This is a genomic window from Shinella sp. BE166 (genome assembly GCF_051201095.1).
Classification (GTDB): domain Bacteria; phylum Pseudomonadota; class Alphaproteobacteria; order Rhizobiales; family Rhizobiaceae; genus Shinella; species Shinella lacus.
Map to the genome: position 1 here is coordinate 813,594 of NZ_JBPEHL010000001.1, position 15,673 is coordinate 829,266.

At 66.4% G+C, this 15,673-nt stretch carries 15 protein-coding genes and 1 pseudogene; 11 read left to right on the forward strand and 5 right to left on the reverse strand.

Annotation, left to right across the window (positions count from 1 at the left end; translation table 11 throughout):
- Nucleotides 1-6 precede the first annotated feature (6 nt).
- From J2Y63_RS03705 to J2Y63_RS03720, 4 genes are all read left to right on the forward strand, one after another.
- On the forward strand, nt 7-1,044 hold the full coding sequence (locus J2Y63_RS03705; protein ID WP_435264980.1) for an ABC transporter substrate-binding protein: 1,038 nt from the start codon (nt 7-9) through the stop codon (nt 1,042-1,044).
- A complete protein-coding gene (locus J2Y63_RS03710; RefSeq protein WP_435264981.1) occupies nt 1,045-2,073 on the forward strand; it encodes a FecCD family ABC transporter permease in 1,029 nt (342 codons plus the stop codon).
- On the forward strand, nt 2,070-2,840 hold the full coding sequence (locus J2Y63_RS03715; protein WP_435264982.1) for an ABC transporter ATP-binding protein: 771 nt from the start codon (nt 2,070-2,072) through the stop codon (nt 2,838-2,840). The genes J2Y63_RS03710 and J2Y63_RS03715 overlap by 4 nt, the downstream gene beginning before the upstream one ends.
- Nucleotides 2,841-2,910: 70 nt before the next feature.
- A complete protein-coding gene (locus J2Y63_RS03720) occupies nt 2,911-3,402 on the forward strand; it encodes a GAF domain-containing protein (RefSeq protein WP_435264983.1) in 492 nt (163 codons plus the stop codon).
- 9 nt (nt 3,403-3,411) lie between these two features.
- Here J2Y63_RS03720 and J2Y63_RS03725 read toward each other — a convergent pair whose 3' ends face one another.
- The 3 genes and pseudogenes from J2Y63_RS03725 to J2Y63_RS03735 form a co-directional block, all read right to left on the reverse strand.
- Nucleotides 3,412-4,764, reverse strand: coding sequence for an aminotransferase class III-fold pyridoxal phosphate-dependent enzyme (locus J2Y63_RS03725; protein ID WP_435264984.1), 1,353 nt, complete (start codon nt 4,762-4,764; stop codon nt 3,412-3,414).
- A gap of 3 nt (nt 4,765-4,767) precedes the next feature.
- Nucleotides 4,768-5,447: pseudogene (locus tag J2Y63_RS03730) on the reverse strand (HAD family hydrolase).
- The gene (locus J2Y63_RS03735) at nt 5,447-6,697 is read right to left on the reverse strand and encodes a Tm-1-like ATP-binding domain-containing protein (RefSeq protein ID WP_435264985.1); all 1,251 of its coding nucleotides are present in this window, start codon (nt 6,695-6,697) and stop codon (nt 5,447-5,449) included. The pseudogene J2Y63_RS03730 and the gene J2Y63_RS03735 overlap by 1 nt, the downstream one beginning before the upstream one ends.
- 154 nt (nt 6,698-6,851) lie before the next feature.
- Between J2Y63_RS03735 and J2Y63_RS03740 the strand changes: the two genes are divergently transcribed.
- Genes J2Y63_RS03740 through J2Y63_RS03755 form a run of 4 tightly spaced genes read left to right on the forward strand, consistent with a single transcriptional unit; the run spans nt 6,852 to nt 11,405 of the window.
- Complete coding sequence (locus J2Y63_RS03740; RefSeq protein WP_435264986.1) at nt 6,852-7,790, forward strand: tripartite tricarboxylate transporter substrate binding protein; 939 nt, start codon at nt 6,852-6,854, stop codon at nt 7,788-7,790.
- A gap of 44 nt (nt 7,791-7,834) precedes the next feature.
- Nucleotides 7,835-8,392, forward strand: coding sequence for a tripartite tricarboxylate transporter TctB family protein (locus J2Y63_RS03745; protein WP_435264987.1), 558 nt, complete (start codon nt 7,835-7,837; stop codon nt 8,390-8,392).
- 12 nt (nt 8,393-8,404) lie between these two features.
- The gene (locus tag J2Y63_RS03750; RefSeq protein WP_435264988.1) at nt 8,405-9,907 is read left to right on the forward strand and encodes a tripartite tricarboxylate transporter permease; all 1,503 of its coding nucleotides are present in this window, start codon (nt 8,405-8,407) and stop codon (nt 9,905-9,907) included.
- 10 nt (nt 9,908-9,917) lie between these two features.
- A complete protein-coding gene (locus J2Y63_RS03755) occupies nt 9,918-11,405 on the forward strand; it encodes an aldehyde dehydrogenase (protein ID WP_435264989.1) in 1,488 nt (495 codons plus the stop codon).
- Here J2Y63_RS03755 and J2Y63_RS03760 read toward each other — a convergent pair.
- The gene (locus J2Y63_RS03760) at nt 11,377-12,150 is read right to left on the reverse strand and encodes an IclR family transcriptional regulator (RefSeq protein ID WP_435264990.1); all 774 of its coding nucleotides are present in this window, start codon (nt 12,148-12,150) and stop codon (nt 11,377-11,379) included. The two genes, J2Y63_RS03755 and J2Y63_RS03760, sit on opposite strands and share 29 nt — an antisense overlap.
- A 155-nt stretch (nt 12,151-12,305) precedes the next feature.
- Here J2Y63_RS03760 and J2Y63_RS03765 point away from each other — a divergent pair, with 155 nt between their 5' ends.
- Genes J2Y63_RS03765 through J2Y63_RS03775 form a run of 3 tightly spaced genes read left to right on the forward strand, consistent with a single transcriptional unit; the run spans nt 12,306 to nt 15,240 of the window.
- Nucleotides 12,306-13,670, forward strand: a complete 1,365-nt coding sequence (locus tag J2Y63_RS03765; RefSeq protein WP_435264991.1) for a transaminase — start codon at nt 12,306-12,308, stop codon at nt 13,668-13,670.
- A gap of 2 nt (nt 13,671-13,672) precedes the next feature.
- Nucleotides 13,673-14,470 carry an SDR family NAD(P)-dependent oxidoreductase gene (locus tag J2Y63_RS03770; protein WP_435264992.1) on the forward strand — a complete coding sequence of 266 codons (798 nt, stop codon included), beginning with the start codon at nt 13,673-13,675 and terminating at the stop codon, nt 14,468-14,470.
- Nucleotides 14,467-15,240: an SDR family NAD(P)-dependent oxidoreductase gene (locus J2Y63_RS03775; RefSeq protein WP_435264993.1), complete on the forward strand. Its 774-nt coding sequence runs from the start codon at nt 14,467-14,469 to the stop codon at nt 15,238-15,240. Before J2Y63_RS03770 ends, J2Y63_RS03775 begins: the two co-directional genes overlap by 4 nt.
- A 92-nt stretch (nt 15,241-15,332) precedes the next feature.
- On the opposite strand, the gene J2Y63_RS03780 is transcribed toward J2Y63_RS03775, so the two are convergent.
- Entirely contained in the window at nt 15,333-15,614 is a 282-nt protein-coding gene (locus J2Y63_RS03780) for an amphi-Trp domain-containing protein (RefSeq protein ID WP_435264994.1), read from the reverse strand.
- Between the last annotated feature and the right edge of the window lie 59 nt (nt 15,615-15,673).

Sequence of the window (15,673 nt, forward strand, 5' to 3'; positions counted from 1 at the left end):
GAGTCCATGCCGGTCTTGCGCTGCCTTTTTGTCTTCGTCGTCTTCCTCGCATCGGTCCTGCCGGCCGGGGCGCGCACGATCACCGATGCGGCCGGGCGAACCGTCGAAGTGCCGGACAAGATCGAGCGGGTGCTGGCCGCGGGTCCCCCGGCCTCGGTGCTCGTCTATGTGCTCGCGCCGGAAAAGCTCGCCGGCTGGGTGCGTGAGCCGAAGGGCGAGGAGAAGGCCTTCCTTCTGCCCTCCGTCCGCGACCTGGCGACCTTCGGGCAGCTGACGGGCAAGGGCGGGACGGCGAATATGGAGGCGGTGCTGGCGGCCAAGCCCGACATCATCATCGATGTCGGCACGGTCAACCCGACCTATGCCTCGCTTGCCGACAAGGTGCAGGCACAGACCGGCATCCCCTATATCCTGATCGACGGCGCCTTTGCGAAGAGCGCCGAAACGCTGCGGGAAACCGGCGCCATCCTCGGCGTCTCTGAGCGGGCGGAGACCCTTGCGGCCTATGCCGAAGCCAGGCTCGCCGCGCTGGAGAAGGGCCTCGCCGGAATTCCCGAGGACAAGCGCCCGGCGGTCTATTATGGCCGCGGCGCGGAGGGGCTGGAAACGGGCCTCGCCGGCTCGATCAACATGGAGATTCTCGAAGCGGCCGGTGCCAGGAACGTCGCCGCCGCCGCCGGCAAGGGCGGCCTCACCCAGGTGTCGCTGGAACAGATCCTGTCGTGGAAGCCGGATGTCATCCTCGCCGCCTCGCCGAAATTTGCGGCGAGCGTGAAGAGCGACCCGCTCTGGGCGGAGCTCGAAGCGGTCAAGGCGGCCCGCATCCATGTCACGCCCAGCCTGCCTTTCGGCTGGATCGATTCCCCGCCCGGCATCAACCGCCTGATCGGCATCGCCTGGCTCGAACACACGCTCTATCCCGAGGCTTTCCCGGGCGCGCTCGATCAGGAAGTGCGGGAGTTCTTCAAGCTGTTCTACCAGGTCGAACTCGACGACGCCCAGCTTGAGACCTTGCTGGGGCCTGGCAAGGCGGCTGCGAAGTAGATGCGCGACACGGCCGCCCTGCCGAAAGGGCAGGGCAGGCTCTTCATCGGTGCGGGCCTGATTGCCGTGCTGCTGCTTGCCGCCCTCTCCATGATGGTCGGCAAATATGGCAGCGGGCCGCGCCCGGTGTTCGATGCGCTGAGGCAGCTGGTGACGGGCGAGGGCGCCGACTCTGTTCTCTCGACGGTTCTGTGGAATGTGCGCCTGCCGCGCGTGGCGGCGGCGGTCATCGTCGGTGCGTCGCTTGCCGCCGCAGGGGCGACCTATCAGGGGCTGTTTCGCAACCCGCTGGTCTCGCCGGACCTGCTCGGCGTGTCGGTTGGCGCAAGCCTCGGCGCGGTTCTGGGCATCTTCCTGTCGCTGCCCGTGCTTGCCATCCAGCTTGCCGCCTTCGCCGGCGGGCTTGTCGCCGTGCTCGCGGTCTCGGCGATCGGCGCGCTGGTGCGCGAGCGGGATCCGGTGCTGACCCTGGTGCTGGCCGGCATCGCCATCCAGGCGCTGATCGGCGCCGGCATCTCGCTGATCAAGGTTCTCGCCGATCCCTACGACCAACTGCCGGCGATCACCTACTGGCTGCTCGGCAGCCTGACGGCGATCACGCGGTTCGACGTGCTGTCGATCCTGCCGGCCGTCGTGCTCGGCCTCGTGCCGCTCGTGCTGCTGCGCTGGCGCATGAATGTCATGACGCTTGGCGAGGAGGAGGCGCAGACGCTCGGCATCGATACGCTGAAGACGCGCATCGCGCTGATCGCCGGTGCCACGCTGGTGACGGCGGCGACGGTCTCCGTTACCGGAATCGTCGGCTGGATCGGGCTCATCATCCCGCATGTCGCGCGCATGCTGGTCGGTCCGGATTTCCGCCGCCTGCTGCCGGCCGCCATGCTGCTCGGCGCTGCCTATCTCATCGTCGTCGACATGCTGGCGCGCTCGATCGCGACAATCGAGGTGCCGCTCGGCATCCTGACGGCGGTGGTCGGCGCGCCGTTTTTCCTCTGGCTGCTCATTGCCGGAAAGCGGGGCTGGTCATGACGCTCGCGCTGAAATCACTCGCCTTCGGTTACCGGGATCGTGAGATCGGCCACGCGGTCAGCCTGTCGCTGGCCGAGGGCGAGGTGCTGGCGCTTCTCGGTGCGAACGGCGCCGGCAAGACCACGCTGTTCAAGACCATGCTCGGCCTCCTGCCGGTGAAGGCCGGGGCGGTCACGCTCGATGGGAAGCCACTGTCGGCGTGTTCGCGGCGCGAGCGGGCACTGCGCATCGCCTATGTGCCGCAGGCCCATGCCGCACCCTTTCCGTTCACGGTTCGCGATGTCGTGCTGATGGGCCGCGCCGCGCATCTCAAGGCCTTTGCGATGCCGGGCGAGCGGGACCGGGCAATTGCGGATGCCGCACTCGAAAGTCTTGGCATAACCGGGCTCGCCGACACGCCCTGCACCGAGATCAGCGGCGGCGAGCGGCGGCTTGCCCTCATCGCCCGGGCGCTCGCGCAGCAGGCGCGTATCATCGTGATGGACGAGCCAACGGCCAATCTCGACTATGGCAACCAAATTCGGCTGCTCGCCCATATTCGCACGCTCGCCAGCCAGGGCCTCGCTATCGTGCTCTCCACGCACAATCCCGATCACGCCTTGCAGGTCGCCGACCGCGTGGCGCTCTTGAAGGACGGCACGTTGATGGCGCTCGGCGCGCCGGCGGAGACCCTGACGCCGCAGAGGCTGAAGGACATCTACGGCATTGACGTGGTGATCGGCCGGGTCGAAGGCAGCGAGGCGCTCGTCTGCGCGCCGCGCGCCTGAACGAAGCATGCTTGCCAGCCGCGGTTCCCGGGGCTATCGACGAAGCTCGTACCCAGCCGAGGGAACTGCCATGCACGACATCCGGAAAATCGAGGCGACGGACAAGTTGAGCTTCTACCGTGACCTCATCGCGCAGGCCGAGGGCCTGCTGCATGGCGAACGCGACGCCATCGCCAATGCGGCGAACCTCTCCGCGCTGATCTACGATGCGGTCGCCGATCTCAACTGGGCCGGCTTCTACTTCCTGAAATCCGCTGACGAACTGGTGCTCGGCCCCTTCCAGGGCAAGGTCGCCTGCGTGCGCATCCCGGTCGGCAAGGGCGTGTGCGGCAGCGCGGTCGCCGAGGCGCGCAGCCAGCTCCTGCCGGACGTGCACGCCTTCCCCGGTCACATCGCCTGCGATGCCGCCTCGCGCGCCGAACTCGTCGTGCCGCTCGCCCGGGACGGCCGGATTTTTGGCGTGCTCGATCTCGACAGCCCGCTGCCGGGCCGCTTCACTGAGGAGGACCAAGCGGGTTTCGAGGCGCTTGCCGCCCTTTACGTCAACGCCAGCGATTTCTGACGGCAGGACTCAACCCGCCGCCGCCAGCCCCGCGTCCAGCCCTTCAGCGATCGTGGCGATATCCTTCGCCGTGACGATCAGCGGCGGGGAGAGGATGATCATGTTGCCGGACACGCGCAACATGACGCCGGCATCGTAGGCGGCATCGGCGATCCTTGCCATGGTCTTCTTGTCGACCGGCTTTTTCGTTACGCGGTCGACGACGATTTCGAGCGCCGCCATCAGCCCCTTGCCGCGCACGTCGCCGACAGACGCGCGTTTCGTCTTGAGGGCTTCCAGCGCCGTCGCCAGTTCCGCACCACGCGCGGTGGCGTTTTCGTTCAGTGCGAGGCGCTTGGTTTCAGCGAGCGCCGCAAGACCGGCGGCGCAGCCAACGGGGTGACCGGAATATGTGTAGCCGTGGCCGATGGCGCCAAAACTGGTCTTGTCGGCCTCGAACACCTCGGCCACCTTGGCGGAGATCAGCGTGGCGCCGAGCGGGAAATAGCCCGACGTGATGGCCTTGGCGATGGTCATGAAATCCGGCTTGACGCCCGTCAGCCGCGAACCCGACCAGGCGCCGGTGCGCCCGAACCCGGTCACCACCTCGTCGGCGATCAGCAGAATTTCGTGGCGGTCGCAGATGTCGCGGACCAGTGGCATGAAGCTCTCATGCGGGACGATGACGCCGCCGGCGCCGAGGATGGGCTCCATGATGAAGGCGGCGATGGTGTCGGCGCCCTGGAAGCTGATCTCCTCCTCGATGGCACGGGCGCACAGGGCGGCGAGTTTTTCCGGGTCCGTCTCGTCGAAGGGATTGCGGTAGGTCCAGGGGGCGGGCGTGTGGAAGACGCCGGGCATCAGCGGTTCGTAGTTGCGGCGGAAATTGGCATTGCCGTTGACCGAGGCGCCGCCGAAATGCGTGCCGTGATAGCTCTTCTTCAGCGCGAGGAATTTCGTGCGGTCGGCCTGGCCGCGGATCTTCCAATATTGCCGCGCGAGCCTCAGCGCCGTCTCGACCGAATCCGAACCGCCCGACGTGAAAAAGCTGCGCACCATACCTTCGGGCTCGAACCATTGCGCCAGTTCGTAGGCGAGCTCGATCGAGGGGCCGGTGGAGGTGCCGCGGAAGCCGGAATAATAGGGCAGGGCGTCGAGCTGCCTAGCGATCGCCTGCTTGATGGGGTCGCAGCTATAGCCGAGATTGACGTTCCACAGGCCACCGACGGCATCGAGCACGGTGCGGCCGTCGATATCGGTCACCATCGCGCCTTCGCCCTGCATGATGACACGCGGCGGCGAGGCGCGCATTTCAGCCGGATGCGCCATCGGGTGCCAGATCGGCTTTGCATTGTTCTCACTGAGGAAATTGATGTCGCGCATGGCTCAGATACTCTCGTGACGGATTTCGGGTGAAGGCAGGCCGAACAGGGCGAGCGCTGCGGCATAGGAACGGGCGGGCTCTGCGACGTCGAACCATACCGTGCGCATGCCGGCGGCGACAGCGCCATCCACATTGCGCTTCTGGTCGTCGACGAAGACGCAGGCTTCGGCCCGCAGCGCCAGTGCTTCACAAACGGCGGCATAGGCGCGGGCGTCCGGCTTGAGGATGCCGGTATAGGTGGCGTCGACGATAGTTTCGAACAGCGAAAGCAGGGGCAGGCGTTGCCGGAAATCTTTGCCGTAGAACAGGTCGAGCTCGTTGGAGAGGATGGCGAGGCGGATGCCGCTTTCGTGTGCCGTGCGGATGGCCTGCACCGCCTCCGGGCGGATGACGGCCTCAGGATCAGCGCCGCGGCGCGGCGCACGAAGGTCGACATGTCGTTCCAGTCCTCGCCGACCAGCCGACCGACCTCGCTTGTGCGGATCTTCCAATAGTCACGCTCGCTGATCTCATCGGCCTGCATGGCACGCCAGAGCGGATCAGACGCCGGATCGAACGGCCCGCGCCAGGCGAGCGTGCCGGGCGGCAGGCCGATGGCCTGCTCGCTGAGCGCATGCGTCTCGAACAGCGTCTTGGTGATGACGCCGCCGAAATCGAGCACCAGTGCCGCCGGTTTCGTCATCATGCCACCCCCGGCCGAACGATGCCCTCGGCCACCCAGCGGTCGAAGATTTCCAGCGCCTTGGCGCAGAAGGCATCGTCATTGATGTGGCCGGCGATCTCGTGCAACTCGACACTATCCGGAATGCTTTCGCGCATTTCGTCGACGAAGGCGGCAAGCGCGTCGGGCTCGTGCAGCGGTTCGCCCTCCTGGTCCCATTGCTGGAGGCCGCCGGCAGGCAGGATGAAGGCGGTGGCGCCGGTCGCGGTCGCCAGCTTTCCGGCGATGGCGCGGGCGATCTCCCGGCGCGTCTCGCCATCTGAGGTGACCGAGGCGAGCAGGCGGTTGTGCGCGTGGTAGGGACGCTCGGCAAAACGCGCCGGCACCGGCTGCCAGGTCGGGAAATCCACCATGTCGATGGCGCCGGGCGCGACGATCTGCGGAATGCCGCTGCGGCTGGCATTTTCCAGGCGGTCGGGGCCGGAATTCACCACCGAGCCCATATGCTGGTTGGCGACCTCCTGCAGGGAAAAATCGAGCACGGCGGCAAAGCCGCGTTGTGCGGCGATCGCCTCCAGCGCGCGGCCACCCATGCCGGTCGTGTGGAACACGACGACCTCGTAGCCGCGCCGCTCCAGCGCCGGCTTCAGCGTCACCATATATTTCAGGCAGCTTTTGCCGAGCGAACTCATGCCGACGATCGGCCGCTCCGCCTGCGGACGCACCACGGCCCTTGCGGCGCCGACCACCGCGCCGCAGGCCTGCGAGAGCACGGCCTTGCAGGTGCTGTTCAGGCCATAGAGGCCGCCCGCCCACAGGATCATCATCAGGTCGGTCGCGATGCGGTCCGGCGGCACCAGATGGGAATAGGCGATGGTCGAGACGACGAATTTCGGCACGCCGAGCGGCAGGGCCAGCGCCACGTCGAGGGCAAGGTCAGTGCCCATCGTGCCGCCGAGCGCGATGACGCCGTCGATCTCGCCGCGGTCGTAGAGGCTGCGGGCAAGCCGCGCAGCGCCGAGCGCCATCAGCGTCATGGCACTGTTTTCGTCGCCGCTGTTGGCGATGGCGTCGATCGTCGTGCCGGCGGCTTCTGCGACGGCATGGCGGTCATGTTCGGGCCGGTAGGGCGGGTCGCAGAGCACGCTGACATCCATCATGACGGCGCGGCCATCGACCGCTTCGATGCGCTCGCGCATGAAGCTCAGTTCGTCGGCCTTGGTGTCTCCGGTGCCGATCACCAGGATGCGTGGACGTCCCTCTCTGACCATGCCGATGCCTCCTCCAAGGCGCCACTTACTTCACATGTGAATTAACTTGACAGCAAGCCGGTTCGTTTGCAAGTCTATAGTCAAAATGATGGTTCAATAAATGAACCGATGGGAACGCGGATATCCTGTCCGCACTGTATGGGAGAAAAGCAGCATGACTCGATTTCTCACCCTTGCGCTCGCCACGACGACGCTAGCCGCCGCCCTGGCAGTGCCGGCGCACGCGGAATATCCCGAGCGCCCGGTCACCTTCATCGTTCCTTGGCCTCCGGGCGACCTGGAAGACCAGTTGACCCGCATCATCGCCGACACGTTTACCGCCAGCGCGGGCGCGCCGGCCAAGGTCGTCAACCGACCGGGCGGCGGTGCGGTGGAAGGCGCGACCGCCGTCGCCCAGTCCGATCCGGACGGCTATACGGTCGGCTCGCTGGTCATCGACGTCCCGACCATGCATGTCATCCAGGGCAACGCGCCCTATGGCCGCGACGCCTTCGAGCCGGTCGGCATCTTCCTGACCTATCCCTTCGCGCTCGTCGCCAGGAAGGATGCGCCCTATGACGATCTTGCCGGCCTTGCCGCCTATGCCAAGGCGAACCCGGTGAAGCTCGGCCATTTCGGCTACGACCTGATCCCCACCATGGCGACCTTCGCCGCCGCCAAGAAGCTCGGCTTCACCTTTGGCGCCGACGCGGCGTTCAACTCGCTGGATTGCTCGACGCTCGCCAATGGCGACGCCGACGTGATGAACACGACCATGGCGACGGTGCTGTCCTGCCTCGACGACGTCAAGGTGCTGGCGGCCTATACGGACGCGCCGCTCTCCATCAAGCCGGAAGCGAGACTGCTGTCCGATCAGGTGCCGGGCCTGAATATCACGCTGTGGAACGGCCTTTTCGTGCCGAAGGGCACGCCGCAGGAAATCAAGGACAAGATCGCGACGATAGCCGAAGAAGCAATGAAGAGCGACCGGGCCAAGGCCGTCTCCGAGGCGACCGGCGCCGGCGTCTACTGGATGAATGCGGCGGATGCCGTCGCGCGCATCGACAAGGACTATGCCGCGGCCGAAGAACTGGTGAAGGACCTGAAGAAGTAGGTCGGCCCTTCCAATCCATCTGAAAATCGCGGGGGACAACGAGCATGGACGAGCAGGGCCAGAACCAGGAATTTCCGCCGGGCGAAGCGGTGGCGGCGGTGGGGCTTGCCTGCCTCGTCATCGCCTTGGGGCTTGCGCTCCTTCTGCCCTTCGCCACCCATGTGCAGCCGGCCGACAAGGCCTGGTTCCTCTCGCCGCGCAACATTCCCATCCTCGGCATCGCCATGATCGGCCTGCCGGGGCTGGTGCTGGCGCTGCGGCTCCTGCGCGGCTGGCGGCTTTCGCCCGATCCGCACGCCTATCTCGGCCGCGCGCTCTCTGCATTCGGCGATCTGCTGCCGGCCTTCGGCTACACCGCCCTGTTCTGCCTCTACATGGCGGCGATCCCGATCCTCGGTTTCGCGATCTCTACCCTGCTGTTCGGCCAGGCGTGCCTTTGGGCCTGCGGCCTTCGCAGCCGGCGCTGGATGGCGTGGAACCTCGCCTTCACCGTGGTCATCGTGGTGCTGCTGCGCGGCGTCATGGGCCTGTGGTTCCTTCACGCGTCGATCTTCACCTGGCTTCCGGGCGGCATCGGCAACCTCATCGGCCCCTATCTGTAGGAACCCGCCGTCATGGACTCCATCATTCTCGGCTTCGAGAACATCGCGCATTTCAACGTCCTCCTGGCGCTGGTCGCCGGCGCCTTCATCGGCATCCTGATCGGCGCGGTGCCGGGCCTGGAGCCTGCCGGCGCCATGGCGATCCTGCTGCCCTTCACGCTCGGCATGGAGCCTCTTGCCGGCGTCACCCTGCTGCTCGGCACCTATGGCGGTGCCTGGTACGGCGGCGCGATACCGGCCATCCTGATCAAGGTGCCGGGAACGCCCGTCAACGTGCTGACCACCTATGACGGCTACCCCATGGCGCAGCGCGGCGAGGCGCATCGTGCCCTGTCGCTGGCCTATTCCTCCTCCTTCATCGGCGGCACGATCAGCGTCGTCGCGCTGGTGGTGCTGGCGCCCTACCTCGCCACCATCGCCGCCCATTTTGGTGCGGTGGAATATGCCATGGTCGCGTTGGTCGCGATCGTCTCGGTGCTTCTGGCGCACCAGCACCAGGGGCTGCTGGCGATCATCTCGCTCGGCTTCGGCATCCTGCTCGGCACGGTCGGCTTCGAGCGCTTCTTCAACACGCAGCGCTTCACCTTCGGCGAGCCGTTCCTGATGGGCGGCATTCCGCTGGTGCCGACGGTGATCGGCCTCTTCGCCATGTCGCAGGCCTTCGTGCTGCTGCGCACGCCCGGCTACAAGCAGGCGCCGCCTTCCGCCGTCTATCACAACCGGTTTCGCGGCCTTTTGGAGGCGCTGCGCTATCCGCGCACGCTGGGGCGCTCCGCCGGGCTCGGCGTAACGATGGGCCTGCTGCCCGGCGTGGGCGAGTTCGGTGCGCAGTTCCTGTCCTATTCGCTGACCAAGCGCGCCTCGAAGACGCCGGAACAGTTCGGCAAGGGTTCGCCGGAAGGGCTGATCGCATCCGAGGCGTCGATCAGCGCCTGCACTTCCACCACGCTGGTGCCACTGCTGGCGCTTGGCATCCCGGTCGATCCGCTGATGGCGATGATCCTGTCGGTCTTCATGATCCACAATTACATTCCGGGTCCGCAGCTGTTCGCCCAGCATCCGGAATTCATCTCCGGCCTCTATATCTCGCTGTTCCTGCTCAACATCGTCATCCTCGGCATCCTGCTCTTCGCCACGAAACCGATCATGAAGCTCGCGCGCATCGAACCGCGTTTCATCGGCATGACCGTTCTCGTGCTCTCGCTGGTCGGTTGCTACACGCAGAATTACCGTATCTCGGATGCCTTGATCGCCGTCTTCTTCGCCATCATCGGCAAGATCATGCTGCGCAACGATATTCCTGGTTTCCCGCTCGTCATCGGCCTCGTTCTCGGCCCGCTTTTCGAAAACCGCATGATGCAGTCGCTGGCGCTGTCCAACGGGGACCTGAGCATCTTCATCACGCGGCCGATCGCCGCCGTGCTGCTCGCCATCTCACTGCTCGGCCTCGCCATCTTCGCCATCGGCCTGTGGCGCGCGCGCCCCGTGGTGGCTGCCGCGCCCGCCAATCCATAGGACAGGACCCATGAACCAAGCCGAGATCGACGCGCTGCGCGGCAGACCCGTCGCCCCGCAGGGCCTGTTCATCGCCGGAGCCTGGGCGGCGCCTTTGAACGGCGGGCATCTCGACGTGCTCTCGCCGATCGACGGCACGGTGCTCACCACCATCGCCGACGCCGGTCGCGAGGATGTCGACCGCGCCGTCCGTGCCGCCCGCGCCGCCTTCGAAAAGGGGTCCTGGTCGCGCATGGCGCCGGCCGGGCGCAAGAAGGTGCTCTTGAAACTCGCCGACCTCATCGAGGCGCATGCGCTGGAACTCGCGGTGCTTGGCGTGCGCGACAACGGCACCGAGATTTCGATGGCCTACAAGGCGGAGCCGCTCTCGGCCGCCGGCACCTTCCGCTATTATGCGGAGGCGATCGACAAGGTCTATGGCGAGATCGCGCCGACGCAGGCCGATGTGCTGGGGCTCATCCACCGCGAGCCGCTCGGCGTGGTGGCGGCCATCGTGCCTTGGAATTTCCCGATGATGATCGGCGCCTGGAAGGTGGCGCCAGCGCTGGCCGCCGGCAATTCGGTCGTGCTGAAGCCGGCGGAGGTGGCGTCGTTGACGCTCCTTCGCCTTGGCGAGCTTGCGGCGGAAGCCGGCCTTCCGGAGGGCGTGTTCAACGTGGTCACCGGGCGGGGCAGCGTCACCGGCGAGGCGCTCGGCCTGCATAGGGATGTCGATGCCATCGCCTTTACCGGCTCGGGCGGCGTCGGGCGCCGGCTGCTCGAATATTCCGCCCGCTCGAACCTCAAGCGCGTGCATCTCGAACTGGGCGGCAAGTCGCCGAATATCGTCTTCGCCGATGCGCCGGATCTGGACCAGGCGGCAAAAGTCTCCGCCTTTGGCATCTTCCGCAATTCCGGCCAGGTCTGCGTCGCGGGCTCGCGCCTCCTAGTGCAGTCCTCGGTCTATGACCGGTTTATCGAGAGGCTGGTGGCGGTGACACGCGGCATGAGGGTCGGCGATCCGCTCGACCTCGCCTCGGATGCTGGGGCCGTCAGCAGCGCCGAACAGCTTGCCAAGAATCTTGGCCATGTCGCGGCGGCGGAGGAGGACGGCGCGCGCCTGGTCACCGGCGGCAACCGCTTGAGGGAGGAAACGGGCGGCTACTACATGGCGCCGACCATTTTCGACGAGGTGACGCCGGCAATGCGGCTTGCGCGCGAAGAAGTGTTCGGCCCCGTGCTCGCCGTCTCGCGCTTTGAGGACGAGGCGGAGGCCGTGCGGCTTGCCAACGCGACCGTCTACGGCCTGGCGTCCGCGGTGTGGACGACGAACCTCGCGACTGCCCACCGCATGGTGCGCGCGGTCCGCGCCGGCGTCGTGCATGTCAACACCTATGGCGGCGCCGATATCACCGTGCCGCTCGGCGGCTTTGGCCAGTCCGGTTTCGGCCGCGACAAGTCGCTGCACGCCTTCGACAAATATACCGATCTCAAGACGGCCTGGATCTCGCTCGGGTGAGGGGCTCGCCATTGAGACGCGCCGCGATCTCGCGTGCCGCCCGCATGACGGCCTCGCCCTGGGCGGCCGCGACCGCATCATCGACCCGCGACAGCGGTGCCGCGACCGACAGTGCCCCCACCGCATGACCATCCGGGCCGAGCACCGGCGCGGCGATGCTGTGCACGCCCTCGGAGTAGCCCTGCGCGCTGACGGAATAGCCGCGTTCTGCGGCAAGCCGCACCTGTTCGGCGACTTTTTCCCGGGCGGTAAGCGTGTGGGGTGTGAACGCTTCCAGGCGTTTTGCCAGATAGGCCGCAACGAAATCCGGCGCCGTGAAGGCGAGGAAGGCGATGCCCGAGGCGGTGCCGTGCAGCGGCAGGATCTGGCCGGCATCGACATTGACGCGGTTCGCCTGCGCGGAAAGCTCCACGCCGACGGTAAACAGTGCCCCGCCGCTGAATTCGGACAGATGCACGGTCTCGCCGGTCGCCGCAGCGAGGTCCTGCAGGACAGGCGTTGCGATGCGCGCGAAGGGGAAATTCGCATCGCGGATGCGGGCGAGCCGCGAGAGGCCGGCGCCCAGCCGGTAATGGCGAGTGCCCGCGGCCTGCTCCACCAGCCGGTGCTCCGCGAGCGCCACCAGCAGACGCCGCGTCGTCGCCTTGTTGAGGTTTGCGCGGCGGGCTAGTTCGGACAGGCCGATTTCCGGCTCGGCCATGCTGAAGAGTTCCAGGAGCGACGCGGCTTTTCCAACAGTGCTCATGCGGCATCCTCTCAGGCATCGACAAGATAGTTCGCATGTGAAGTATCTTGACAGGCCGGGTCCGGCCCGGCAATCTGGTTTTATATACAAAATGATGGTTCATATAATGAACCATCTGGAGGCGACTTTCAACCGCTGACTGGAGGAGATCGGCCGTGACGGTGATCGACCGCTTGCTCGACCGCGAGCAGGACCGCTTCAAGCGTGAGCATCCGCGTTCCTTCGCCGATTGGCAGGAGGGGCAGCGCCATTTCCTCTACGGCGGGCCGTCCCACTGGATGCGCCGTTGGGCCGGCGGATTTCCCATTTACGTCGATGAGGCGAGCGGCGCCCATATCCGCGATGTCGACGGCCGAGACTATGTCGATTTCTGCCTCGGCGATACCGGCGGCATGTGCGGCCACGCGCCGGAGGCGGTGACGAATGCCGCCATGCGCCAGCTTCGCCGCGGCGTCACCACGATGCTGCCGACGGAAGACAGCCTGTGGGTCGGTGCGGAACTCACCCGCCGCTTCGGCCTGCCGTACTGGACGCTGACCACCTCGGCCACCGACGCGAACCGCGGCGCCATCCGCATCGCCCGCATGATCACCGGCCGGCCGAAGGTGCTTGTCTTTTCCGGCTGTTATCATGGCGGCGTGGAGGAGGCGCATGTCGAACTTCGCGACGGCCGCGTCGGTATGCGCAACATGATCCACCCGAACGGCGTCGATCATTCCGCCGTTTCGAAGGTGGTGGAGTTCAACGACGTGGAGGCGCTGGAACGCGCGCTTTCGGACCACGACGTCGCCTGCGTGTTGACCGAACCGCTGATGACGAATTTCGGCATGATTCCGGTTGCGGACGGGTTTCTTGAGGCTTTGCGGGACCTTACCCGGCACACCGGCACGGTGCTGATCATCGACGAGACGCACACGATTTCCAGCGGTCCCGGCGGCTATGCGCGCCTCAACGGCCTGGAGCCGGACATGCTGGTGGCGGGCAAGGCGATTGCCGGCGGCATACCGGCGGGCATTTTCGGCGTCTCGCAGGAGATCGCCGAGCGGCTCTGGGTGATCGTGCCGAAGGTCGACCCGCGCGTGCGCCAGTCCGCCCATCTCGGCATCGGCGGCACGCTGGCCGGCAATGCACTCACCATCGCCACCATGCGCGCGGTGCTGGAAGAGGTGCTGACGCCGGAGAATTTCGAGCGGATGATCGCCAATGCCTCGCGGCTGGCGGAGGGTGCCCGCGCCATCATCGCGGAAAACCGTCTGCCCTGGCACGTCACGCAGATCGGCGCGCGGGCGGAAATCATGTTCATGCCCGAGCTGCCGCGCAACGGCGCAGACGTCATTGCCGCCCGGCGCGGCGACCTGGAGACGCTGCTGCACGCCTTCTACATGAACGAGGGCATCCTGGTGACGCCCTTTCACACGATGTTCCTGATGTGTCCGGCAACGACCGCCGAGGATGTCGACCGCCACACCGCGGTGTTCGGCCGCTTCGTGTCGCTGTTGCGCGAAGCAGGGTTGGTTTGATCATGGTGCGACCCTTCGATCTCTCGGGCAGGGTGGCACTCGTGACCGGCGGTGGGCGTGGCATCGGTGCGGCGATCGTCACGCGCCTCGCTGAGGCCGGCGCCAAGGTCGTCATCGCCAATCGCACGGTCGAGGCGGGGCAGGCGCTTGCGGCCGATCTCTTGGCATGCGGGCTTGCGGCTAGCGCCGTGCCGCTCGGAGATCTCGGCCGGAGCGGTGTTGCCCGACTAATCACCGAGACGGCGGAGGAGGCGGGCCGCCTCGATATCGTCGTGCACAATGCCGGCGGCTGCCCCTGGGCCAATATCGCGGATCTCGACGAAGACAAGCTGGAAGAGGCACTGTCGCTCAACCTGAAGGCCTGCTTCTGGCTGGCGCAGGCGGCGGCACCCGTCATGCGCGCCAACGGTTTCGGCCGCATCCTCGTCACCTCGTCCGTCTCTGCACGGATGGCGATGGCCGGGGGCGCGCATTATTCGGCGGCGAAGGCCGGAGTGAATGCCTTCATCCGGGGTGCCGCCTTCGAACTGGCGCGCGACGGGATCACCGTCAACGGCGTCGAGCCCGGCTTCATCGAAAAACCGGGGCGCGGCACGATGAGTCAGCCCGAGACGATGAAGAAGGCGAGCTGCTTCATCCCGATGGGCCGCTATGGCGAGGCCGACGACATTGCCTGCGCCATGCTCTACCTCGCCTCCGAACAGGCGAAATATACGACCGGCCAGACGATCGTCGTCGATGGCGGCTCCAGCCTGCCGGAAACCGGCTTCGCCGTCGAACGGCAGTGGGGGCTCGAATGAGCGGCCGCCTGCAAGGCCGCAAGGCGCTGGTGACCGGAGCCGCGACCGGCATGGGCCGCGCCAACGCCGAGCGATTTGCCCGCGAGGGCGCTGACGTCGTGCTGTTCGGTCTCGGCAGTGCCGCGCTCGATGCGGTAGCCGAGGCTTGCGGCGGCGCGGCGGTGCATGGCGACGTTACCGATGCCGGGGATATTGCGGCGGCGATCGCGGCTTGCGGGGACCGGCTCGACATTCTCGTCAATGCCGCCGGCATCCTCATTCCCGACGAGCCGGCGAGTCTCACCGATGATGTCTGGCAAAAGACCTTCGCCATCAATGTGACAGGCGCGATGATGACCTGTCGGGCAGCACTGCCGCTCTTGAAACGGCAAGGCGGCGCAATCGTCAACATCGCCTCCGTCGGTGCCTTCAATGCCAGCGGCCAGAACGCCGCCTATTCGGCGAGCAAGGCCGCGTTGGTCTCCTATACGCGCAGCCTCGCCTATGCGCACGGGCCGGACGGCATCCGCGCCAATGCGGTCGCGCCGGGCTGGGTGCGCACGCCGATGAGCGAAGAGGAAATGCGCGAGGCGGCCCGGCTGAACGGCACGACGGCGGAGGCGGAATTTGCCGCGCTGACGGGCCGCATCGCGCTGAGGCGCGTCGCCGAACCTGAGGAAATCGCCGCCTGCTGCCTGTTCCTCGCCTCCGAGGAGGCCTCCTTCGTCACTGGCGCCGTGCTGGTGGCGGACGGTGGCGGGCGGGCGCCGGTGCAGAACAGGGCGGTGTGAAGCCACCGCTTCGCGGGCAGAAGCTCTGCGGCGGAGGCTTCGCCGCAGAACCCGGCAGCCTCCAAGGCTACCCCTGTGCCGGCCGATGCGGTTTAAGCGGCGGCTTCTTCTTCTTTTTCTTCGGCGTCGTCCTGCTCGTCGTCTTCGCCTTCGGCTTCACCGGCTTCCCAGGTCAGCTGGAATTCGATTTCGGCGCGGCCGTCTTCAATCTCGAAGGCGATCGAGGCAGTGGCGTGCTCGGGAACGAGGACTTCTTCTTCGTCGATCTGGATCGAGAAACGCTCGTTCGATTCCAGCGTGTCTGCCAGCCGGCGGAGTTCAGCAACGAACTCCATCAGCGAATAATCCTTCTCGATTTCACGGTTGGCTTCCATGTCTCTCTCTCCTGTTTAAGAGTTGGCCTCTTCATAGAAACGTGGAATTGTAATGCCGT